This window comes from Alienimonas sp. DA493, from assembly GCF_043951915.1.
In the GTDB taxonomy this organism is placed as follows: domain Bacteria; phylum Planctomycetota; class Planctomycetia; order Planctomycetales; family Planctomycetaceae; genus Alienimonas.
The window spans coordinates 1-20,539 of the sequence record NZ_JBINJD010000091.1; the positions used below are offsets into that span (position 1 = coordinate 1).

Here is a 20,539-nt window from a genome sequence, read left to right on the forward strand (position 1 = left end):
GGGGCCTCGGCGTTACCGGAAACAACTGAGGAGTTGGTCCAACTCCTCACGCACCCGAACGTCTGGCACCGGCGGCACGCTCGCCGGGCGCTGCAGGAGCGGAACGATCCGCGGACGGGGGATCTGCTCGCCCCGCTGCTCGGCGACGCCGATCCGCTGACCCGCCTGCGCGGCCTGTGGGCCGCCGCGGCGACGGCGACGCTGACGAACGAACATCTCGACGCCGCCCTTGCCGACGGCGATCCAAACGTGCGGCTGTGGGGCGTGCGCCTCGTCGCCCAGTCCCGGCCGGCCCTGCCGATGAGCGCCGGCGTGCCGCGGGCGATCGGCGAGCTGCCCCCGCTGCCGGCGTTCGGCGACCGGTTGGATGCGCTCGTGCAGATGGCGAAGACCGACCCGGCCGCGCCGGTGCGGTTGGAGTTGGCGTCGCTCGCCCAACGCCTCCCGGTGGAGGAGCGGGGCGACCTGCTGGCGGCCCTGCTGTCCCGCGGGGAGGACGCCGGCGATCACAACCTGCCGCTGATGACCTGGTACGCCTTCGAACCGCTCGTCCCGGCGAACCCCGAGGGGGCGCTGAAGGTCGCGCTGGCCGGGGAGCTGCCGACGGTCCGCCGGCTGACGCTCCGCCGGGTGGGCGAACTCGGCACGCCGCAGTCCCGGGAGGCCCTCGTCTCCGCCGCGGCGGAGGCCGCCGCCGCGGGGCAGGACGGCCGGGCGCTGGAGGCGCTGGCGGGCCTGTCCGGAGCGATCGCCGGCCGGCGGGTGGAACGCCCCGCCGGCTGGGCGGAGGCCGTCGCCGCCCTGCGGGCCAGCACGAACGAAACCGTGCGGGACCGGGCCAGCGGCTTCGACTATCGGTTCGGCAATCCGGCCGCGGGGGAGGAACGCCGAGCGACGGTGACGGACGCGGCGGCGTCCGTCGAACGGCGCCGGGCCGCGCTGGCCGATCTGCTGGACGTGCCGTCGGACGATCTGGCAATCTTCCTCCGCCGGCTGATCTCCGCCGAACCGGCCGCCCCGCTGACGGCCGACCTGATCCGCGGCCTCGGCCGCGCGGACAGTCCGGAGAACCCGCCGTTTCTGCGGCAGTATTACCCGCGTTTCGACGCGGCCGGTCGCCGGGCGGCGCTGTCCGTGCTCGTCTCCCGCCCGGCCGGGGCCGAGGCCCTGCTGAACGCGATCGCCGACGGCGAGATTCCCTCCGCGGACCTGACCGCCGACCTCGCCCGGCAGCTGCGGAACCTCGGCGACGAGGCCCTCACCGCCCGGCTGGCCGAGGTGTGGGGGACCGTCGCGGAGACGGACGAGGAGCGGGCCCAGCTCATCGAGCAGTACAAGCGGAAGCTCCATTCCGGAAACAACAGCAGCGACGTGGCGCCCGATCGCGTCGCCGGCAAGGCCCTGTTCACGAAGACCTGCGGGCAGTGTCACGAGTTGTTCGGCGAAGGCGGCAAGGTCGGCCCCGGCCTGACCGGCTCGAACCGCCGTGACCTGGACTATCTGCTCTCCAACATCGTCGCCCCCTCCGCGGTGATGGCGAAGGACTACCGCCCGACCGTGCTGCTGACGGAGGACGGCCGCGTGCTGACCGGCCTGATCCAGGCGGAGACGGACGCCGCGATCACCCTCGCCACCGCCGACGGGGAGGTCGTCGTGCCGACGGCCTCGGTGATCGACCGCACGGAGAGCGACACCTCCATGATGCCGGACGGGCTGCTCAACCCGCTGTCCACGCAGCAGGTCCGCGACCTCGTCGCCTACCTCCGCGGCGACGGCCCGGTGGAGTAGGGTCCGCTGCGCGGACCGCGGCGTCGCGGCTGCGCCCTGGGAGCGAGATCCGGAGACACGGTCCGCACAGCGGACCCTACGAGACGATCCGGCCGTCGCGGATCTGGAAGACGAGGTCGCCCTCCGTCACCAGTCCCCGGTCGTGGGTCACGACGACGACCGTCGTCCCGCCGGCAGCGTGCAGGCGGCGGAGTTCGGCGAAGATCTCCGCCCCGGTTTCGCTGTCCAGTTCGCCGGTGGGCTCGTCGGCGAGCACGATCTGCGGGTTCTTCAACAGGGCTCGGGCGATCGCCACCCGCTGCTGTTCGCCGCCGGAGAGCTGGTGCGGCCGGTGATCCAGCCGGTCGCCCAGTCCGACCTGGTTCAGCAGGCTCACAGCCCGCTCCCGCAGTTCGGTCGACACGCCGCGGGGGAGGAACGGGACGAGCACGTTGTCGACCGCGTCGAGGTTCCCCAGCAGGTTGAACGCCTGAAAGATGAACCCGACCCGTTCCCGCCGGAAGGCGTCCCGCTCCGACTCCGAAAAACTGGACAGCGGACGGCCGTCGATCTCAATCTCCCCGCCGGTGAGGTCGTCCAGCCCGCCCATCAGGTAGAGCAGGGAACTCTTCCCGCTGCCGGACGGCCCGAGCAAAAAGGCGAACGACCCGGCGGGGATCTCCGCGGTCACGCCCCGCAGAGCGTGCACCTCGGTTTGACCGCGGCGGTGGGTCTTGACGACGTCGCGCAGGGCGATGGCGCCGGGGCGGGGGGCGGAATCGGTCAGGGCGGGCTCAGCCACGGCGGATCGCGTCCATCGGTTGCATTCGCATCGCCCAGAGGGCCGGGTAGAGACCGCCGAGGGTGCCGACGACGGTGCTGAAGACCACGGCGAAACTCAGCAAACCGGGCCCGGCGTAGAGGTTCAGGCGGTCTGGGAAAGTCGCGTTGAGGATTTCCGTGGCCGCCCAGCCGACCGCTGCCCCCAGCACGCCGCCGATCACGCCGAGGATCAGGCTTTCGGAGCAGATCAGCTGGAGCACGTCCCGCTTGCCCCAGCCGTTCGCCTTGAGGATGCCGAACTCGATGATGCGTTCGGAAACGCTCATCAGCATCGTGTTCACCACCCCGAAGACGGCGATCAGCACGCCGGTCGCCCCGAGGATCTGGAGGAACAGGTCGAGGTCCGCGGTGAAGCTGTCGAACTGTTCGAGCCACTCGTCCATCGTCCGCAGTTCGACCGGGTCCCGCCGCTCGCCGTCGGCGGGGGACGGTTCCGCGGCGGGTTGCGGCGCCGGCTCGGCGGGGGTCGGCGGGGCGGGGGGACGTTCGCCGCGGACGGCGGCGTCGAGGGAGTCGAACAGCGAAGAGAAGGACGGTCCCTCCTGCCCGATCAGGGCCAGGCTGGAGGGCCGCCAGTCGGTGGTGCGTTCGTCCCGCAGGGCGTCGAGGATGCGGGCCTTCAGTTCGGCCGGGGCGACGCCGGGGTCGCCCTCGATGTAGTAGTTCGAGACGGTGTTCGGATCGAACCGGGTGACCTGCCGCATCGTGGACAGGTCCATCAGGATCGCAGCGTCGAGGAACAGGCTGCCGACCTCGTAGGCCCCGACGATTTTGCATTCGATGCCGTCGATCGTCAGCGTGTCGCCCACCCGCTTGCCGTGCTCCTCCAGGATGGGGGCGGCGACGTAGACGTTCGTGGTGCCGACGTCGGACTGGTTGAGGAAGCGCCCGGCGGTCAGGGCCTCGCGGTAGACGCCGTTGCGCAGTTCGCCCCGCTCCACGATGCTGGTGCCGAGCAGAAATCGCGGGGGAGAGACGACGGTTTCGCCCTCGATCACGTTCGCCCGGTTCCAGACGTCCGTGACGACCGTCTGCACGCCGGAGACGGCGGCGATCTTCGATTCCCAATTCGCCGGCAGCCGGGAGAGCAGCGGCACCGGGGCGCCGGGCTGGATCGCGGTGAGGCCGTCCACCTTGCCGAAGGCGTCCTGGGCGGCGGCCTCCAGGCCGCCTTTCACCCCGAAGAGGCCGACCATTCCGGCGATCGCCACGGTCAATCCGGCCAGGGCCAGCGCGGAGCGGGCCGGTCGGCTCAGCAGGTTGCGAAACGCGAAGCCGAACACGCGGGCGGGGCGCTCGATGGGTGGGGGACAGGGTCGCCGGGGGCCGGGAAGGGTAGACGCCGCGGCCCGGGGAACAACTCGCCGGGGCCGCTAATCGGCCCAGCAGCCGAGCGCCTTCCGCACCGCGACCGCCTGCCCGATGTGATACGCCTGATGGTCGAGGGCGATCGTCGCGGTCCGCAGCCAGGTGTGCGGCTCGCCGTCCGGCCCGCCGGCGTGAGGGAACGAGGTCAGCAGGTCGCGCTCGCCCAGCAGCCCGCACAGCTCCTCCCGATCGGCGAGGAAGCGGGCGAGGGCGGCGTCGTAAGCCCCTTCGTCCGGCGGCTCCGGCCGCTGCGGCCAGTAGCCGTCGGGGTGCGGCGGCGAGACGTGGCCCGGCGTCTCGCTGTAGTCGATCAGGTCCCGCTGGGCGATCCGCAGGTGTTCCAGCAGTTGCCAGAGGGAGTGGTCGAACCAATCAATCAGCCGCCCCTGCGCGTCGGGATCGACCTCGCCGAACGCCCGCTCCACGCCGCAGTGGGCGCGCCCGCCGCGCAGGCTCCAGGCGAGGTGGGCGGCGAGATCGGTGTGCATGCGTAGGGTCCGCTGTGCGGACCGTTTCTCTCGGTCCGCGATGTGGAGTAAACGGTCCGCGGAGCGGACCCTACAAAATCACGCTCGATTTCGCCCCGGCGGCCTCGGCCATGAACTGCTCGGCCCGGGAGGCGAGTTCCGTCGGGTCGGGCACCATCCCGCTCATCAGCAGGGCGTTGTCGAACAGCTGACGGCCGCAGGTCTTGATGAACTCCCCGTTCTGGTCGTTGACCGACAGGTCCGCCAGCCGGCGGATCAGCGGGTGGCGGGGGTTCACCTCGAGGATGCGTTTGGGCGGCTTGAAGTTCTTATCGTTGGCCCCCAGCACGCTTTGCAGTTGGGGCGAGAGGCCGCCGCCGGGGGTGACGAGGCGGCAGGGGCTGCCGGTCAGTTTGTCCGTCTGACGGATCTCCTCCGTCTCCTCGCCGAGGGCGTCGCGGAACAGGCCCAGCACCGCCTCCAGCCCGGCCGGGGCGGCCGGTTCGGGGCGGTCGTCCTTCTCGTCCTCGCTCTCCGGCAGCGGGGGCAGGTCGGCCTCGGCGCTCTCCACGGAGACGAACTGCTTACCATCGTACTCGCCGAGGGTGTTGAGCACGATCTCGTCCACCGGATCGGTCAGCAACAACACGTCGAGTCCGCGGGCGGTGAACGCCTCCAGCGTCGGCCGGCGTTTGACGGCTTCGGCGTCGCGACCGCCGACGTGGAAGATTTGCGTCTGCCCCTCCTTCATCCCCTCGACGTACGCCTTCAGCCCGGACGGCTCGCCTGGATTCTCGATCGTACGGAAGCGGAGCAGGTCCGCGATCTTCTCCCGGTTCAACGGATCGGTCGCCACGCCCTCCCGCAGGGTGGAGCCGAATTGCTCGTAGAACTCCGCGTAGGTCTTCGGTTCGCTCTCGGCCAGCTTGGCGAGGTGACCGAGCACCTTGCTGGTGAGCACCTTGCGGATCTTGAGGAAGACCGTGTCGTCCTGGAGGGCCTGCCGGGAGACGTTCAGCGGCAGGTCGCTGCTGTCGACCAGGCCGTACAGGAACCGCAGGTACTCCGGCAGCAGGTCGTCGCAGTCGCTCTGAACCAGCACCCGGCGGGCGCACAGGTGCAGGCCGTGCTCCGCCCGGCCGAGGCCCATCCGCTCCGGGTTGAGCGGCGGGCAGTACAGGATCGACTTGATCTCCAGCGGCGAATCGAGCGAGAGGTGCAGGTTCCACAGCGGGTTCCCGCCGACCTGTCCGGAGAGGTAGCCGAAGAACTGCCGGTGCTGCTCCGCGGTGACGCTGCCCTTCGGCTCCACCCAGACGGGCGGCTGGTCGTTGACGTGCAGCGTCTCCCCGTCGGCCCCCGCCAGGTGGATCGGGTGCGGCACGAAGCTGCTGTACTTCTTCAGGACGTACTCGACCCGCTGCGGGTCGGTGAAGTCCTTCGCGTCGTCCCGGAGGTGCAGGACGATCTCCGTGCCGCGCTCCGGCGGGGCGGCGTCGCCGGTCAGTTCGTCAATGGTGAACGACCCGGTCCCGGCGCTGGTCCAGCGCCAGCCGCGTTCCTCGGAGTAATGGCGGGTCCGCACCTCGACCGTCTCCGCCAGCATGAAGGCGGCGTAGAAGCCGACGCCGAACTGCCCGATGAGGGAGTCCGCGTCCGCCCCCTCCAGACCCTTTGAAAACCCTTCCGTCCCGCTGCGGGCGATCGTGCCGAGGTTCTCGATCAGGTCGTCGTGGGTCATGCCCACGCCGTTGTCGGCAATCGTCAGCGTGCCCGCGGCGGCGTCCGGGGTGACGGTGATCTGCAGATCCTCCGCCGCCGGCAGGCCCTCCTCCCGCAAGCTCAGCAGGCGGTACTTGTCGAGGGCGTCGCTGGCGTTGGAGACCAACTCGCGGATCGCCACCTCGCGGTTCTGGTACAGGCTCTGCGACAGCAATCGCAGCAGCTTGGCGATGTCGGACTGGAAAGCGTGCGTTTCGGCCATGGTCGAGCGATCAGATGCGATAGAGATATTTGTCGTGCAGATACGCGATCACCGCCGCCGGGGTGCGGTATCGCAGACTCAGCCCCTCGGCGGCCCGGCGCCGCAACTCGGTGGCGGAGACGTCGCAGGCCGGCATCGCCACGAAGCGGACGCGGTCGGCGTTCACCCCGTCCGGCACGACCGCCGGCACGTCCCCCCGGTTCACGGCGACGACCGTCGCCAGTTCCAAGACGCGCTCCGGCTCCTTCCAATTCGGCAGGTCCGAGAGGGCGTCGGCCCCCATCAGGAAGAACAGCTCCGCTTCGGGGTTCTCCGCGGCGACCTCGGCGAGGGTCTCCACGGCGAAGCTCGGCCCGCCCCGCTTCACCTCCCGCCGATCGACCGAGAACGCCGGGTTCCCGCTGATCGCAAACTGCACCATCTCGCAGCGCTGCGGACCGTCGGCGACCGGGCCCGTCTCCTTCAGCGGGTTCGAGGCGGCCGGCAGGAAGCGAACCTCGTCCAGTTCCAACTCCTCCCGACACTGCTCCGCGAGCAGCAAATGCCCGAGGTGCACCGGGTCGAACGTGCCGCCGAACAAACCGATTTTCATAACGCTCTCGGGGCGACGGACGCGGGGGACGAGAAACCGAAATCCTGACAGCCCGGGCGGTTCCGTCAACCGTGCCGCGGGCGGGTTGCGGGCAATGTGGCAATGCGTACACTATTCCTCGTCGTACGGCTTGCCCAACCGTTCACCGAGGTCCCCGCATGGTCGCCCGCACCGTCACGCTTCCGACCGGGACGCTTTCGACCCGGGCCGCGGCCGCCAAGATGGAACGTATGGAGCCGCCCCCGCCGCACGCTCCGGGGGCCGACGCCCCCGGCTCGCCCGCCGAGCAAGAATCAGGGAAAGAGCAGGGGGCGCTGTTCGATCCGCCGGAGCCGACGGCCGAGGAGATCGCCGCCGGCGCCGCGATGGCCTGGGAGACCGCCGCCGCGGAGGACCGGGTCGTCGCGGACGTGGTGCTGAACAAGCCGCTGATGGACGCCTACTCGTACCTCGTGCCGGAGAGCCTGCGGGACGAGATCGTCCCCGGCCGCCGGGTGCGGGTCCCCTTCGGCCGCGGCCTGCGGGGCGGGCGGAGCGAGAGCGGCTTCGTCGTCGCCGTCCGCCCGGTGGAGGAGTACGCGAAGGAGCGCGGCGCGAAGCCGGAGCGGCTGAAGACGATCGACCGCACGCTGGACGAGGCCCCGCTGGTCGACGGCAAGATGTTGGAGCTCTCCCGCTGGATTGCCGAGTACTACCTCTGCGGCTGGGGGCAGGTGCTCTCGTCGATCGTCCCGGCGGGGGTGAAGCGAAACGCCGGCACGCGCCAACTCGTCTTCTACAAGCCCACCGCGACCGGCCGGGCGGCGCTGGACGCCGGCAGCCTCACCAAAAAGCAGCGGGCGGTGATGGCGGCGATGATCGACGCCGGGGAGCCCGTCCGGGCGGACTATCTCGCCGGCAAGGCCGACTGCGGCGTGGGCGTGGTCACCGGCCTGAAGCACAAGGGCTTCGCCGAGCAGGTCAGGCAGCGAACAGACGTGACCGAGTTCGACGACGTGAAGATCGAACCCTGGACCGAGCTGACCGCGACCGACGAGCAGCAGGCCGCTCTCGACGCGATCCTCGCCGCCCTGCGGGAGCGGGAGTACGCCACCTTCCTGCTGCACGGCGTGACCGGCAGCGGCAAGACGGAGGTCTACATCCGGGCGATCAAGGAGGTGGTCGAATACGGCCGGCAGGCGATCGTGCTGGTGCCGGAAATCGCCCTGACCCCGCAGACGATCCGCCGCTTCCGCCAGCGGTTCGAGCGGGTCGCGGTGCTGCACAGCCATCTCTCCGACGCCGAACGCAGCAAGCACTGGCGGGACATCGCCGCCGGCCGAGTCGAGGTCGTCGTCGGGGCCCGCAGCGCGATCTTCGCTCCGACACCGCACCTCGGGCTCGTCATCATCGACGAGGAGCACGAATCCACGTTCAAGCAGGACAGCGTGCCCCGCTACCACGCCCGGGAGGTGGCGGAAAAACGCTGCCAGGAAGCCGGCGTGCCGCTGGTGCTCGGCTCCGCGACGCCCACACTGGAGAGCTGGCACGCGGCCCAGGAGGGGCGGTATCGGCTGCTTTCGCTGCTCCGCCGGGTCGGCAAGCTGCCGTTGCCGCCGGTGGTCACGGTGGACGTGCGGAACGACCCGCAGGTGCGAAAGGGCCGGGCAATCGGCCGGCAGCTCACGAATGCAGTCAAGGCGGCGATTGAGGACGGCGGGCAGGTGATCCTGTTCCTGAACCTCCGCGGGTTCAGCCCGGCGGTCTGGTGCCGGGCCTGCGGGGCGAGCCTGAAGTGTCCGGATTGCGACGTTTCCCTCACCTGGCACCGCGACAAGGGCCGGGCCGTCTGCCACTCCTGCGACCATGAACAGACCGTCCCCCGGGCCTGCCCCGGCTGCGGCGCCCACGAACTGAAGTACGTCGGCGTCGGCACGCAGAAGCTGGAAGAGGAAGTCCGGCAGGTGTTCCCGGAGGCGGAGATCGCCCGGATGGACAGCGACTCCATGCGCAAGCCTGGCAGTCATGACAAGGTGCTGACGCGGTTCCGCGAGGGCGAAATTGACATCCTGCTGGGCACGCAGATGATCGCCAAAGGGCTCGACTTCCCGAACGTGACCCTCGTCGGCGTGGTCGACGCGGATACCCAACTCCACCAGCCCGACCCCCGGGCCGGCGAGCGGACGTTTCAGCTCATCGCCCAGGTCGCCGGCCGCACCGGCCGCAGCTCCCGCGGCGGGCGGGTCTACGTGCAAAGCAGCAACCCGGCCGAGCCGGCCATCCGCCGGGCGGCGGGGCACGACTACCTAGGCTTTGTCGCGGACGAACTGCGCGACCGTTGGGACATGAGCTACCCGCCCTACCGTCGGCTCTGCCGGGTGATCCTCCGCGGTCCGGACGAGGCCGCGGTGAAGCGGCGGGCGAACGAGATGGCGAACGCCCTCACCGCCGCTGCGAAGACGAAGAACTTGCCGGTGCAGATCCTCGGCCCGGCCCCCTGCGCCGTGGCCCGCCTCCAGAAGAACTGGCGGTTCCACTTCCAACTCAGCGCCGAGAACCCCGCCGACGTGCGGCTCCTCTGGCGGACCGTCGAACCGGACTTTCCCACCGCCGGAGACGTCGAATACGTCGTCGATATGGACCCGCTCAACATGCGTTGAGCCCTTATACAAAGCGTAACGCCGAGGCCCCGCAGGGCCTCGGCGTTACGATGCCATTGACGCTGGAGCCGCTCTACGCGGCCTTCCGCAGCGGCTGGGCGGGGGCGTAGCGGCCGACTTGGTTGATGCGGCCGTGCAGATCGTCCAGCACCCAGTGGAACAGTTGAAGGTGCAGGCATTCGACGATTCCCATGTCGTCGCAGGGGACGTGGATGCCGTTCTGCGCCATCACCCGCAGCTTCCCGCCGGTGAAGCCGGTGATGCCGAAGGTTTCCAGGCCCTTCCGGTTCGCCCACTCGACGGCGTTCAGAATGTTGGGCGAGTTGCCGGAGCCGCTGATGGCGATCAGCACGTCGCCGGGGGAGGCGAGGTTCTTGAGCTGCTCGACGAAGACGCGGTCGAAGCCCTCGTCGTTGCCCCAGGCGAGGATGTAAGGGGTGTTGTCGGTCAGGCTGAGCACCTTGAGCCGCTTCACGGAGTCGTCCGTGAACTTGTCGCGGGTCAGGCTGCTCTTGCCGAGGTCCTCGCAGAGGTGGCTGGCGTTCGAGCCGCTGCCGCCGTTGCCGCAGATGAAGACGAAGTTGCCGTTTTCGTAGGCCCGATGCACGGCGTCGGCGAGGGCCTCGGTCTCGGACAGGTCGAGCGCGGCCTGCACTTCGCTGATGCGGGCGAGGTAATCGCGCGGGGAGACGTGGGCGCCGAACATCATCGCGCGGTCCTGCGGGCGGGGGCCGGGAGTTACTGAGAAGAGGTTCCGACGTTGTCGCACAGAGGCGGCGGCCGGCGGAAGGGCGATTCCGCAGAAAGCCCCGGCGCCGACGGCGGAGGGGGACCGCGCCGGTGGACGGCGCCGCGGGAAGGGCTGTACGATCGCCTAGAATGACGCTTCCTTTCCCCGACCGCCACCGCCGCGTCGCGCCGGCCGTGCTGCTGCTCGGCCTGGGAGCCTGCGGTTGCGGGGGCGACGCGCCGAGTACCGTGGCCGAGCCGGTCGCCCCGGTCGCCAACCCCGCCGTTAACGCGGCCCCGGCGGTTCCGGGCCCCGCGGCGCCCGCACGGCCGTCGACCGGCTCCGCCTCCGCCCGCCCGCGGTCGAATCGGTCGACGTCGAACCCCCGCGTCCTGCGGGCCCTGCCGGAGGGCGCCGCACGGTACGAATTCCTTTCCCCCCTGCGGGCGGACGGCGAACCGCGGCCGGAGCCGGCGAACTTCGTCCTCACCGGCGCCGTCCGCGGTCCGGAGGACGCCGTCTCCGCCACGGCGCTCGAGGAAACGAGCGGGGCGAACGGCCGATTCAAGGTCGCGTCGCTTCCCGAACCGCCCGGCGGCGACTGGACCGGCGCCACGCCGGAGGGCTTCACGGCGCTGCCTTCGGGCGGCGTCGGCCCCGGCGGGCTGCCGCGGCGGATGCGAGACGAACAGGACGGCATGACCGTCTGCCTGATCCCCGCGGGGATCGTGCGGCTTGGTTCCGCCGACGAGGGCGACGCCCGGCCGCGGGCGTTCGTCAGCGCCTTCTATATGGATCAGCACGAGGTGACGGTCGGTCAGTACCGCCTCTTCATGGAGGCGACGGACGAACGCACCCCGCCGCCGACGAACCTCGACGCCGACCCCGACCTGCCTGCGTTGGGATTGCCCTGGCGCAGCGCCTACCTGTACGCCAGGTGGGTCGGCCGGGACCTGCCGACGGAGGCGGAGTGGGTGCGGGCCGCCCGCGGCGACGACGACTTCCGCTACCCCTGGGGCAACGCCCAGCCGGTGTTCGGCCGCGCCCGGGAGTTTGGACAGATTGATCCGGTGATGAGCTTCCGCATGGACCGCAGCCCGTTCGGGGTGCACGATCTCGCCGGCAACGCCGGGGAATGGACGGTGCAGAGCTTCGCCGAGGACCCGCTGCGGGGCGAAAGGCCGGACGCCTCCGGCATCTACCGCAACCCGGACCGCGGCAGCGGGGCCGGGGGCACGAAGACGGTGCGGGGGCTGGGCGACGGCTGGACGGCGGATCGCCGGGTCGAGCGGGACAGTCTGGAGGGGGTCGAACAGGTCGGCTTCCGCTGCGTCTTCCGCTTGACCGTCGACGGCTCCCCCGGCGGCGACCCGCTGCCGCTCATCAGCGAGGGCGCCGGCACGTGACGGTCCTCGCGGAGACCTCCCCCGAGCGGGACGTGCTGGTGGCTTACCCCGGCGTCTCCGCGACGGCCGCCGGGCGACTGCTCGGCCGGGCGCTGAACTGCGTCCCGATCAAGCTCGGGCCGGCGACGCTGTCGCAGTGGATCCTCGGGCTGCCGCTCGCCCCGCTGGGGGCGGCGATCTACTTCTGGCAGAAGGCGTTCGGACTGAAATACCGACTGACCGATCGCCGGCTGATCGTCGAGACGAGCCTGACCGGTCGGCAGGTGGACGCCGCGGAGCTCGCCGACGTGGCCGACGCCGAGGTGGACGTGCCGAGCGGGAGCCGTTGGTTCCGGGCCGGCGACCTGACGCTGCGGGACCGCTCCGGCGCCCGCCTGCTGACGGTCCGGGGCGTGCCGCACGTGGAGAACTTCGCCGCCCGGCTGGCGGAGATGAAGGGGGCCCGGGCCTCGGTGGACGCCGCCGCCGCCCGGATCGCGGCCCGTCCGGCCCGCGCCTGACACCCGGGCGAGACGCTCAGCCGGCGGGCGATTCGTCGCCGGACGCGGGGACTTCCTCGCTGGCGGCGGGCGACTCGGGCCGCTTGGCGTCCGGCAGGAGGCGGTCCAGCAGGCCGTTGACGAACTGCGGGCTGTTTTTGTCGCCGTAGGTGCGGGCGAGTTCGATCGCCTCGTTCAGCACGATCTTGGGCGGCAGGTCGGTGTGCAGCAATTCGAACAGGCCGAGCCGCAGGGCGTTGCGGTCGGTGGCGGCCATCCGCTTCAGCGACCAGTTGCGGGCCACACCGGACAGGCGGGCGTCCAGATCCTCCCGCACCTCCATGACCTGCGCGAACAGGCGCCAGGCGCGGCGGCGGAGTTCGACGTCCTCCGTCCGTTCCTCCAGCGCCGCCTTGGCGTCGCTGGGGTCGAGGGCGGGGTTGAGGTCCGCCTCGAATAACAGTTGAAGGACGATCTCACGGGCGGCGCGGCCGACGCCGCGAGTGGCCGTTCGATCCGGATGGCGGCGGCGGGGCATAGGTGAAGAACCGTCGCGGAGGGCGGCGGGCGACCTGCCGCAGAGAAGAGACCGGGGGCGTCCGCGAGACCTGATCAGAGGGGCGGCACGGCGGGGGACGGACCGCGGCTCAGCCCGCCCCGGCCCGGATGCTACGCAGCAGCCCCGCCGTTTCAACGGCGGCGGCCGCCGTCTCGCTGCCCTTGTTGCCGTGTTTGCCGCCGGCGCGGCTCAGCGCCTGTTCGAAATCGTTCGTCGTCACCACCCCGAACAGCACCGGCACGCCGGTTTCGCGGCCGCTCGCCTGAAAGCTGGAGGCGACCGAGGCGTTGATGAACCGGTCGTGCTCCGTCTCCCCCTTGACCACGCAGCCGAGGCCCAACACCGCGTCGAACCGGCCGCTCTTGGCAAGTTCGTGGCAGACGGCGCCCAGCTCGAACGTCCCCGGCACCCGCATGACCGTCAGCGCGTCCTCGTCCGCCCCCAGCCGCCGCAGCGTGCCGAGGGCTCCCTCCAGCAGGCGGTCCGTGATCAGCGGGTTCCAGCGGGCGCAGGCGACGGCGTACTTGCCGCCGGGCAGGGTGGGGGGGGCGTCGTGTTCGGTCATGCGTGTGAAAGAAGGGCGGCCGGAGACGGCGGCGGGGGCGGCGTCAACTCAGCGACATGCCGTTGAGGAACTCGTCGTTGCTCTTCGCCTTGGCGAGGCGGCCGACCAGCATGTCCATGGCGTCGGCCGGGTTCATGCCGGAGAGGGTTCGCCGCAGGCGGTCCACCTGACGCTGCTCGTCGTCCTCGCGGAGCAACTCCTCCCGGCGGGTGCCGGACTTGTTCACGTCGATCGCCGGCCAGATGCGCTTCTCGACCAGCTTGCGGTCCAGGTGCAGCTCCGTGTTGCCGGTGCCTTTGAACTCCTCGAAGATCACCTCGTCCATCTTGGAGCCGGTGTCGATCAGGGCGGTGGCGATGATCGTCAGGCTGCCGCCCTCCTCGACGTTGCGGGCGGCGCCGAAGAAGCGTTTGGGGTGCTGGAGGGCGCCGGCGTCCACGCCGCCGGTGAGCACCTTGCCGCTGTGGGGCGTCTCAGTGTTCCAGGCGCGGGCCAGGCGGGTGATGGAGTCGAGGAAGATCACCACGTCCTGCCCGAACTCCACCAGCCGTTTGGCCTTCTCGATCACCATCTCGGAGACCTGAATGTGCCGGCTGGGCGGCTCGTCGAAGGTGCTGGAGACCACCTCGCAGTGGCGGCCCTTCACCTGGCGCTCCATCTCCGTGACCTCTTCCGGCCGTTCGTCGATCAGCAGGACGATCACGTAGGCGTCCGGGTGTCCGGCGAGCGTCGCCTGGGCGAGTTGCTGGAGGAGCACCGTCTTGCCGGCCCGCGGGGGGCTGACGATCAAGCCCCGCTGCCCCAGTCCGATCGGCGCGACCAGGTCGACCACCCGGGTGCTGAGCTGCTTGGCGTCGGCGGAGAGCTTGAGCCGCTCGTCCGGGTGCAGGGGGGTGAGGTCGTCGAAGGGCACCATCCCGTGCACCGTCGCCGGATCCTTTCCGCCGACCGCTTCGACCCGCAGCAGGGCGAAGTAGCGCTCGTTCTCCTTCGGCGGCCGGATCTGCCCGGCGACGGTCGCCCCGGTCTTCAGGCCGAACCGACGGATCTGACTGGGCGACACGTAGATGTCGTCCGGGCAGGGCAGGTAGTGGTAGTCCGGGCTGCGGAGGAAGCCGAAGCCGTCCGGCAGGATTTCGAGGGTGCCCTCGCCGAACATCAGGCCGGAGAGCTTGGTGCGCTCCTTCAGGATCTTGAAGATCAGGTCCTGCTTCTTGAGCCCGCCGTACTCCTCCAGCCCGGCCTCCGCGGCCATGGAGAGCAATTCCTTCATGCTCATCCGCTGGAGTTCGGAAATGTGAATCTCCTCCGCCGGCCGCGGCCCCAGGGAGGGCGGCTCGTCGTCCTCGGTCAGCATCGACAGCGTCCGCGGCGTCTCCGTCCCGGCGGAGGTCGGCGCGGCGGGATTCGCCGGGGGCGTCGGCTCGGCGTCCTCGTCCACGGAGGCGGCCAGCGCGCTGGGGGCGGTGTCGCTGGACGGGTTGAGCTTCGCCTGGCTCCGCGCCATGCGATCGCGGACGCTGGAGCGTTTCTTCTTCGACGGGCTGGACGGGGACGCCATAGCGGTCGCGGGGGGAGGGGCGGAATGCGGTGCGGACATCAAGACAACGCCGACGGAGCGGCGACGGACCGGGCGGGAGCGAACAGTTCGGGCCGTTCTCGGCAGATGGGGGCGCCGGGCGCCGGTTCGACGGACCAGTCGAGCAGTAATGCGTCAAAGGCGCGGACGGCGTCCGCCAACGGGCCGCCGTTGTCGATCACGGCGTCGGCGGCGGCTCGCTTGCGGTCCAGAGACCACTGGCTGGCTTCGCGGCGGTCCAGTTCGGCCTCGTCCCAGCCCCGGCCGGCGACGCGGCGGAGCCGTTCGGTGCGGGGGACTTCAACGAACACGATCTTCTCGCAGATCTCCGCCCAGCCGCTCTCGAGCGCCACGGCGGCGTCCAGCAGCACAGCCTCCAAGCCGGAGGCGAAGCAGTCCGCGGCCTCTGTGAGCAGGCGGCGGCGGATGACCGGGTGCACGATCGCTTCGAGGTCCTTCAGGGCGACCTCGTTGCCGGGACCGAAGACCTTCGCCGCGAGCTTGGAGCGGTTGATCTCCCGGTGGGCGAGGTCGCCGCGGGCGTGAAAGATTTCCGCCCCGAAGCGGTCGTGCAGAGCGTTCTTCACCGCGTCTTCGCGCAGCGCCGCATGGCCGGCGGCGTCGCCGTCGAGCACGGCGAGGCCCCAGCGCTCCGCCACGGCGGAACAGAGGGCGCTCTTACCGGAGCCGACGCCGCCGACGACCCCGAACACGGGGCCTGGGGCAGAGGTGGACACGGGGTGGGGCGGGGGAGGGGAAGGCCGCGGGCTGCGGCGGGGTGGGAACCCGAAACGGGCGCGGGCGCATCGTCCCGGCGGCTCCGCACGCTGTCAACGGCCGATCGGGCCGTGGGGCGGGGTTCGCTGGATCGGCGGGGCGGTTACTTCGCGTCCAGCCAATTCTCCCCCACGTTCACGTCGACCCGCAGCGGCACGTCCAAACTCATCGCGTTCGTCATCTCCTCCGTCACCAGCCCCGACAGGTCGTCCACGAAGTCGGGGGGGGTCTCGAACAGCAGTTCGTCGTGGATTTGCAGGAGCAGGCGGGCCGGCCGGTTCTCGCGGCGGAGTCGGTCGTCGACGGCGATCATCGCCAGTTTGATGAGGTCCGCCGCGGATCCCTGGATGACCGCGTTGAAGGCCGTCCGCTCCGCGAGGTTCATCTGGCCCTGATACCGGGGGCGGATTCCCGTCACTTCCCGCCGGCGGCCGAGAATCGTGTAGGCGTAGCCGCTGTTGCGGACGTTGGAGAGCGTCTTTTCGATCAGCTTGCGGACGCCGGGGTAGGTCTCGAGGTAGGCGTCGATGAAGGCCTGGGCCTCGTCCTGCGGGATGCCCAGCGTCGAGGACAGGCCGTAGCTGCTCTGTCCGTAGATCACGCCGAAGTTCGTGGTCTTGGCGATCCGGCGCTGGTCGGAGGTCACCTCGTCCAGCGGCACGCCGAAGATTTCCGCGGCGACGGCGGTGTGCACGTCGCGATCCTCGTTGAAGGCGTCCACGAGGGCCTGGTCGCCGCTGTAGTGGGCGAGGAACCGCAGTTCGATCTGCGAGTAGTCCGCCGCCAGCAGCTTCCAGCCCGCCTCGCCCGGGACGAACGCCTGCCGCACCCGACGGCCCTCGGGCGTGCGGACCGGGATGTTCTGCAGGTTCGGGTCGGAACTGCTCAACCGGCCGGTCGAGGTGACGACCTGGTTGAAGCTGCAATGGATGCGGCCCGTCTCCGGGTGCACGAGCTTCGGCAGGGCGTCCACATAGGTACCCTGGAGCTTCGTCAGGCCGCGGTACTCCTGCACCTTGGCGGGCAGGGGGTGCTTGGGAGCCAGCTTTTCCAGCACCTCCGCGTCCGTGCTGGGCCCGGTTTTGGTGCGTTTGACGACCGGCAGGCCGAGTTCGTCGAACAGGATCTCCTGGAGCTGCTTGTTGCTGCGGACGTTGAACTCTCGGCCGGCGAGGTCCTGGATCTCCGCCTCCAACGCGTTCAGCCGCTCTGTGATCTCCGCCGACTGCCGTTCCAGCTCCGGCACGTCGAGGGCGATGCCAACGTGCTCCATGCGGGCCAGCACCGGGATGAGGGGGCGCTCGACGGTCTCGTACAGCTCCCAGAGGTGCTCCGCCTCCAACTTCTCCCGCATCAGCCCGGCGAGTTGCCAGGCGACGTCCGCGTCCTCGGCGGCGTAGGCGGTCACGTCCTCGACCTCCACCTCGAACATCAACTTCTGGTTCTTGCCCTTCCCGATCAGGTCCGTGATCGGGGTGGTGCGGCGGTCCAGGTGCCGGCGGGCGAGGGCGTCCAGGCTGTGACTGCGCTCGCCGGCGGCGAGCAGGTAGTCGCCCACCATCGGGTCGACGCCGACGGTGGCGATGTCCGCCCCGGCCCGCAGCAGCACGGTCAGGTCGTATTTCAGGTTCTGGTTGTGAACCGTCTTGTTCGGGTCGGCGAGGATCGGCCGCATCCCCTCCAGCACGGCGACGGGATCGAGGGCCGGGGCCCCCTCCGGCGACTGCACGGGGATGTAGTAGGCCCGGTGGTCCTGCCAGCAGACCGCCCAGCCGACGATGTCCGCCCGGGAGGCGTCGGTGCTGGTCGTCTCGAGGTCCACGCAGAACTCCGGCTGCTCCCGGAGTTCGTCGAGGAAGTCGTCGAAGGCCTCCGGCGTGGCGATCGTGATCGCCTTCAGCTTCGCCCCGTCGTCCTGCTCCCCCCGCTTCCGCCGCACGTACCCACCGGCGCCGACCACCTGCGTGGGAACGTTCTCCGAGTTGTCCCGGGCCTCCTCCGAAAGCCGCTTGAAGCCGAGTTCCGTGTACAGCTTGAGCAACCGGTCGTGGTCCGGCGGGGAGATCGCCGCGTCCTCCCAGGTCATCGGCAGTTCGAGGTCCGTCCGCAGCGTGGCCAAGCGCTTGGAGAGCACGGCGTTTTTCCGGTGCTCCGGGTCGGCGAGGTTCGCCCGCACCGTCTTGTTGAGCACGCGGCTCTTCTCGATCGCGTCCGGCCCCGGCTCGGCGGCCTTCAGCACGCCCTCCAGCGTGCCGTAGCGCGTCAGCAGCTCCGTGGCCGCCTTCGGACCGACCTTGGGCACCCCGGGGATATTGTCGGAGGAGTCTCCCACCAGTCCCTGGAAGTCCGTGACCTGATCGGGCCGAACGCCCCATTCCTCCATCAGCTCTTCCGGCCCCAACGTCTTGCCGCTACGGCAGTTGTAGAGCCGGATCTTCTCGGAGACGACCTGCCGGGCGTCTTTGTCGGTGGTGACGATCCGGACCTCGAAACCCTCTGCGGCGCCTTTGACGGCGAGGGTCGCCATCACGTCGTCCGCCTCCTGCCCGGGGAAGGAGACGCAGGGCACCCCGTGCCCGGCGGCCATCTCGAGAATCAGCGGAACCTGCGTTTCGAGGTCCGGCGGGGTCTCCTTCCGGGTCGCCTTGTAGTCGGCGAACTGCTCGCTGCGCTCGGTCTTTCCGCCCTCCATGCACATCACCAGGTGCGAGGGCTTCTTATCGAGCAGGGCCCGCAGGTCCCGGGTGAAGCCGAACACCGCGTTCGTCGGCTGCCCCTTCGGCCCGGTCATCGCCGGAATCCCGTGGAAGTTCTGAAACACCAGCGAGTAGGTGTCGATCAGGTAGAGCAGCTTTTTCCCGCCGTCCCCCTGCGCTGCGGGGGTCGAGTTGGCGGACGGGGGGGCGGGATCGACCATCTGGTCCCGGGCGGGGCGTTGGCGAGGCGGGCGGCGGGGGCGACGCACGGTAGAGAGCCGCCCGCTCCCCCCCAACCGGGCGGGGGCGGCGGATTCTGCGCGATCCGGCGTCGCGTTCCACAGAATCGGGGCGAACGCCCCCCGCGGGTTCCGGTGGCGCGGGCCAGACGGCGCCGCGTCTTGACGGGCGCCGTTGCCGTCCGAAGATCAAGGATACGGCGACTCCGCCCGTTCCCGCCCCGCTCCGACCCCCCGAACTCGTTCCATGGCAGCACAAGGCAAATCCACCGGGCTTCAGGTGGGGCTGATCATCGCGGTGGTCGTCGCCCTGATCGCGTCCGTCGCCGCCTTCATCATCTACCGGCAGGACAGCCAGAACCAGGTCCGCTACGCGACGATCGAGCAGGAAAAAGAGAACGTCCAGCGGGTGAACGAGACGCTCCGGAACGAACTCGCCGAGATCAAGCGGACCGTCGGCACGACCGCCAGCGAGACCGGCCTGGGCGACCGGGCGGCCGGCACGGTGCTGGGCGATCTGGACAGCAAGATCGCGGCCTACAACACCGGCCAGAACGAACAATCGCTGATCCAGGTCGTCGAGAACCTGGACGCCCTGCTGGAGGCGGAGCGGATCCGCTCCGGCCAGTACGCGATCACGAACGCCTCCCAGCGTCAGGCGATGAACGCCCTGGAGAGCAAGTACAGCCAGGAGAGCCAGCAGTACGCCGACGCCCGCAACGACGCCGTCGCCGACCGGGCGGACGTGCAGGCCGCCACTGACGAACGCATCCGGGCCGAACAGGCTCGCCGGCAGGAAGTCGAAGACGCCCTCGCCGCCACCAAGGCGGAGCTGGAAGAGGTCCGGGAGCAGTTGGCCAACCGCGAGGCCGAACTGCAGGACGAGATCGCCGACTACCGCGAGACGAATCTCCGCCTCAACCGGGAGCTCGCCCAGCGGGACACCCGCAGCTTCACCACCGCCGACGGCAAGATCGTCAACCTCCAACGCAGCACCGACACCGTCTACCTGAACCTCGGCAGCCGCCAGAACCTGCGGCCGGGCGTGACCTTCAGCGTCTACGACAAAGACCAGGTCGGCCCCACCGGCGGCGACATCAGCGCCCTGAAGGGTTCGATCGAGGTGCTGAGCGTCGGCGAGCAGATCTCCGAGGCCCGCATCACGGAGGTGACCACGCTGGAGCCGCTGTCCGTCGGCGACCCGATCTTCAGCCCGGCCTGGTCGCCCGGACGTAAGAGCACCTTCGCTTTCGTCGGGATGATCGACCTGAACGGCGACGGCAATACCGCCGGGGAACGGGACCGTCTGAACCGGATCCTCAAGGACGCCGGCGCCGAAATCAGCGTCTACATCGACGACGAGGGCAACTGGGTGGACGGAGACGGCGACCCGAACGTCAACCAGCCGCTGGACGTGAACACGGAGATGCTGGTCATCGGCAAAATCCCCGACCCGTCCGAGGTCGCCGATCCGGCCCGCAAGGCGGCCTACGACCGGATGCGGGTGCACCTGGAAGAGATCCGCTCCCAGGCGGAGCGGAACGGCATCGTCGTCAAGAACCTGAAGACGTTCCTCGACACGATGGGCGTCCAAAGCGCGAGCCGCCGCTTCGTGCCGGGGCAGGAGATGGAATACCAGGGGCGGAACGAACGCGGCCGGACGGTCGACCCGAACCCGTCTTCGCCGGTCAGCGGCCTGTTCGACCCGAACCGCGGCCGCCGCGGCAGCGAGATCGACCCGCAGCCCACCACCCGGTTCGACCCGCAGCGCTGAGCGGCCCCGTCGCCTGACGAATCGGACGCCCCGGCCGCCTCAGGCGGCCGGGGCGTCTTCGTTCGTCGGCCGGTG

At 70.2% G+C, this 20,539-nt stretch carries 16 protein-coding genes; 5 read left to right on the forward strand and 11 right to left on the reverse strand.

Annotated elements, in window-relative coordinates:
* On the forward strand, positions 1 to 1,788 hold a 1,788-nt coding region (locus ACG2DA_RS14205; protein ID WP_395256443.1), incomplete at its 5' end, for a c-type cytochrome.
* A gap of 76 nt (positions 1,789 to 1,864) precedes the next feature.
* Here the strand turns inward: ACG2DA_RS14205 and ACG2DA_RS14210 are convergent.
* The 5 genes from ACG2DA_RS14210 to nadD form a co-directional block, all read right to left on the reverse strand.
* Positions 1,865 to 2,569, reverse strand: a complete 705-nt coding sequence (locus ACG2DA_RS14210) for an ABC transporter ATP-binding protein (protein ID WP_395256444.1) — start codon at positions 2,567 to 2,569, stop codon at positions 1,865 to 1,867.
* On the reverse strand, positions 2,562 to 3,893 hold the full coding sequence (locus tag ACG2DA_RS14215; RefSeq protein WP_395256445.1) for an ABC transporter permease: 1,332 nt from the start codon (positions 3,891 to 3,893) through the stop codon (positions 2,562 to 2,564). The genes ACG2DA_RS14210 and ACG2DA_RS14215 overlap by 8 nt, the downstream gene beginning before the upstream one ends.
* Before the next feature lie 90 nt (positions 3,894 to 3,983).
* Positions 3,984 to 4,466 carry a DinB family protein gene (locus tag ACG2DA_RS14220; RefSeq protein ID WP_395256446.1) on the reverse strand — a complete coding sequence of 161 codons (483 nt, stop codon included), beginning with the start codon at positions 4,464 to 4,466 and terminating at the stop codon, positions 3,984 to 3,986.
* A gap of 70 nt (positions 4,467 to 4,536) precedes the next feature.
* Positions 4,537 to 6,429, reverse strand: a complete 1,893-nt coding sequence (gene htpG, locus ACG2DA_RS14225) for a molecular chaperone HtpG (protein ID WP_395256447.1) — start codon at positions 6,427 to 6,429, stop codon at positions 4,537 to 4,539.
* Between the two features lie 10 nt (positions 6,430 to 6,439).
* On the reverse strand, positions 6,440 to 7,021 hold the full coding sequence (gene nadD / locus ACG2DA_RS14230; protein WP_395256448.1) for a nicotinate-nucleotide adenylyltransferase: 582 nt from the start codon (positions 7,019 to 7,021) through the stop codon (positions 6,440 to 6,442).
* A 158-nt stretch (positions 7,022 to 7,179) separates the two neighbouring features.
* Here nadD and priA point away from each other — a divergent pair, with 158 nt between their 5' ends.
* On the forward strand, positions 7,180 to 9,660 hold the full coding sequence (gene priA, locus ACG2DA_RS14235) for a primosomal protein N' (RefSeq protein WP_395256449.1): 2,481 nt from the start codon (positions 7,180 to 7,182) through the stop codon (positions 9,658 to 9,660).
* Between the two features lie 73 nt (positions 9,661 to 9,733).
* On the opposite strand, the gene ACG2DA_RS14240 is transcribed toward priA, so the two are convergent.
* Complete coding sequence (locus ACG2DA_RS14240) at positions 9,734 to 10,369, reverse strand: SIS domain-containing protein (protein ID WP_395256450.1); 636 nt, start codon at positions 10,367 to 10,369, stop codon at positions 9,734 to 9,736.
* 170 nt (positions 10,370 to 10,539) lie between these two features.
* Between ACG2DA_RS14240 and ACG2DA_RS14245 the strand changes: the two genes are divergently transcribed.
* Both ACG2DA_RS14245 and ACG2DA_RS14250 read left to right on the forward strand, forming a co-directional pair.
* Positions 10,540 to 11,796: a formylglycine-generating enzyme family protein gene (locus ACG2DA_RS14245; RefSeq protein WP_395256451.1), complete on the forward strand. Its 1,257-nt coding sequence runs from the start codon at positions 10,540 to 10,542 to the stop codon at positions 11,794 to 11,796.
* Positions 11,793 to 12,296 (forward strand): PH domain-containing protein, encoded by a 504-nt coding sequence (locus ACG2DA_RS14250; RefSeq protein WP_395256452.1) that lies wholly within the window; start codon positions 11,793 to 11,795, stop codon positions 12,294 to 12,296. Before ACG2DA_RS14245 ends, ACG2DA_RS14250 begins: the two co-directional genes overlap by 4 nt.
* A gap of 16 nt (positions 12,297 to 12,312) precedes the next feature.
* On the opposite strand, the gene nusB is transcribed toward ACG2DA_RS14250, so the two are convergent.
* From nusB to polA, 5 genes are all read right to left on the reverse strand, one after another.
* The gene (gene nusB, locus ACG2DA_RS14255; RefSeq protein ID WP_395256453.1) at positions 12,313 to 12,813 is read right to left on the reverse strand and encodes a transcription antitermination factor NusB; all 501 of its coding nucleotides are present in this window, start codon (positions 12,811 to 12,813) and stop codon (positions 12,313 to 12,315) included.
* 109 nt (positions 12,814 to 12,922) lie between these two features.
* Positions 12,923 to 13,399 carry a 6,7-dimethyl-8-ribityllumazine synthase gene (gene ribH, locus ACG2DA_RS14260; protein WP_395256454.1) on the reverse strand — a complete coding sequence of 159 codons (477 nt, stop codon included), beginning with the start codon at positions 13,397 to 13,399 and terminating at the stop codon, positions 12,923 to 12,925.
* Between the two features lie 43 nt (positions 13,400 to 13,442).
* A complete protein-coding gene (gene rho, locus ACG2DA_RS14265) occupies positions 13,443 to 14,756 on the reverse strand; it encodes a transcription termination factor Rho (protein WP_395256458.1) in 1,314 nt (437 codons plus the stop codon).
* A gap of 242 nt (positions 14,757 to 14,998) precedes the next feature.
* Positions 14,999 to 15,715, reverse strand: coding sequence for a dephospho-CoA kinase (coaE, locus tag ACG2DA_RS14270; RefSeq protein ID WP_395256455.1), 717 nt, complete (start codon positions 15,713 to 15,715; stop codon positions 14,999 to 15,001).
* Positions 15,716 to 15,858: 143 nt separating this feature from the next.
* Positions 15,859 to 18,672, reverse strand: a complete 2,814-nt coding sequence (gene polA, locus ACG2DA_RS14275) for a DNA polymerase I (protein ID WP_395256456.1) — start codon at positions 18,670 to 18,672, stop codon at positions 15,859 to 15,861.
* Between the two features lie 265 nt (positions 18,673 to 18,937).
* Between polA and ACG2DA_RS14280 the strand changes: the two genes are divergently transcribed.
* Positions 18,938 to 20,464 (forward strand): hypothetical protein, encoded by a 1,527-nt coding sequence (locus ACG2DA_RS14280; protein ID WP_395256457.1) that lies wholly within the window; start codon positions 18,938 to 18,940, stop codon positions 20,462 to 20,464.
* The last annotated feature ends 75 nt before the right edge of the window (positions 20,465 to 20,539 follow it).

What these genes read in the sequence shown, in the direction of transcription:
- ACG2DA_RS14280 (WP_395256457.1), top strand. Translation starts at nt 18,938, where the DNA reads ATGGCAGCACAAGGCAAATCCACCGGGCTTCAGGTGGGGCTGATCATC.
- ACG2DA_RS14245 (WP_395256451.1), top strand. Translation starts at nt 10,540, where the DNA reads ATGACGCTTCCTTTCCCCGACCGCCACCGCCGCGTCGCGCCGGCCGTG.
- ACG2DA_RS14240 (WP_395256450.1), bottom strand. Translation starts at nt 10,369, where the DNA reads ATGATGTTCGGCGCCCACGTCTCCCCGCGCGATTACCTCGCCCGCATC.
- ACG2DA_RS14220 (WP_395256446.1), bottom strand. Translation starts at nt 4,466, where the DNA reads ATGCACACCGATCTCGCCGCCCACCTCGCCTGGAGCCTGCGCGGCGGG.
- polA (WP_395256456.1), bottom strand. Translation starts at nt 18,672, where the DNA reads ATGGTCGATCCCGCCCCCCCGTCCGCCAACTCGACCCCCGCAGCGCAG.
- ribH (WP_395256454.1), bottom strand. Translation starts at nt 13,399, where the DNA reads ATGACCGAACACGACGCCCCCCCCACCCTGCCCGGCGGCAAGTACGCC.
- htpG (WP_395256447.1), bottom strand. Translation starts at nt 6,429, where the DNA reads ATGGCCGAAACGCACGCTTTCCAGTCCGACATCGCCAAGCTGCTGCGA.
- rho (WP_395256458.1), bottom strand. Translation starts at nt 14,756, where the DNA reads ATGCTGACCGAGGACGACGAGCCGCCCTCCCTGGGGCCGCGGCCGGCG.
- nadD (WP_395256448.1), bottom strand. Translation starts at nt 7,021, where the DNA reads ATGAAAATCGGTTTGTTCGGCGGCACGTTCGACCCGGTGCACCTCGGG.
- priA (WP_395256449.1), top strand. Translation starts at nt 7,180, where the DNA reads ATGGTCGCCCGCACCGTCACGCTTCCGACCGGGACGCTTTCGACCCGG.
- nusB (WP_395256453.1), bottom strand. Translation starts at nt 12,813, where the DNA reads ATGCCCCGCCGCCGCCATCCGGATCGAACGGCCACTCGCGGCGTCGGC.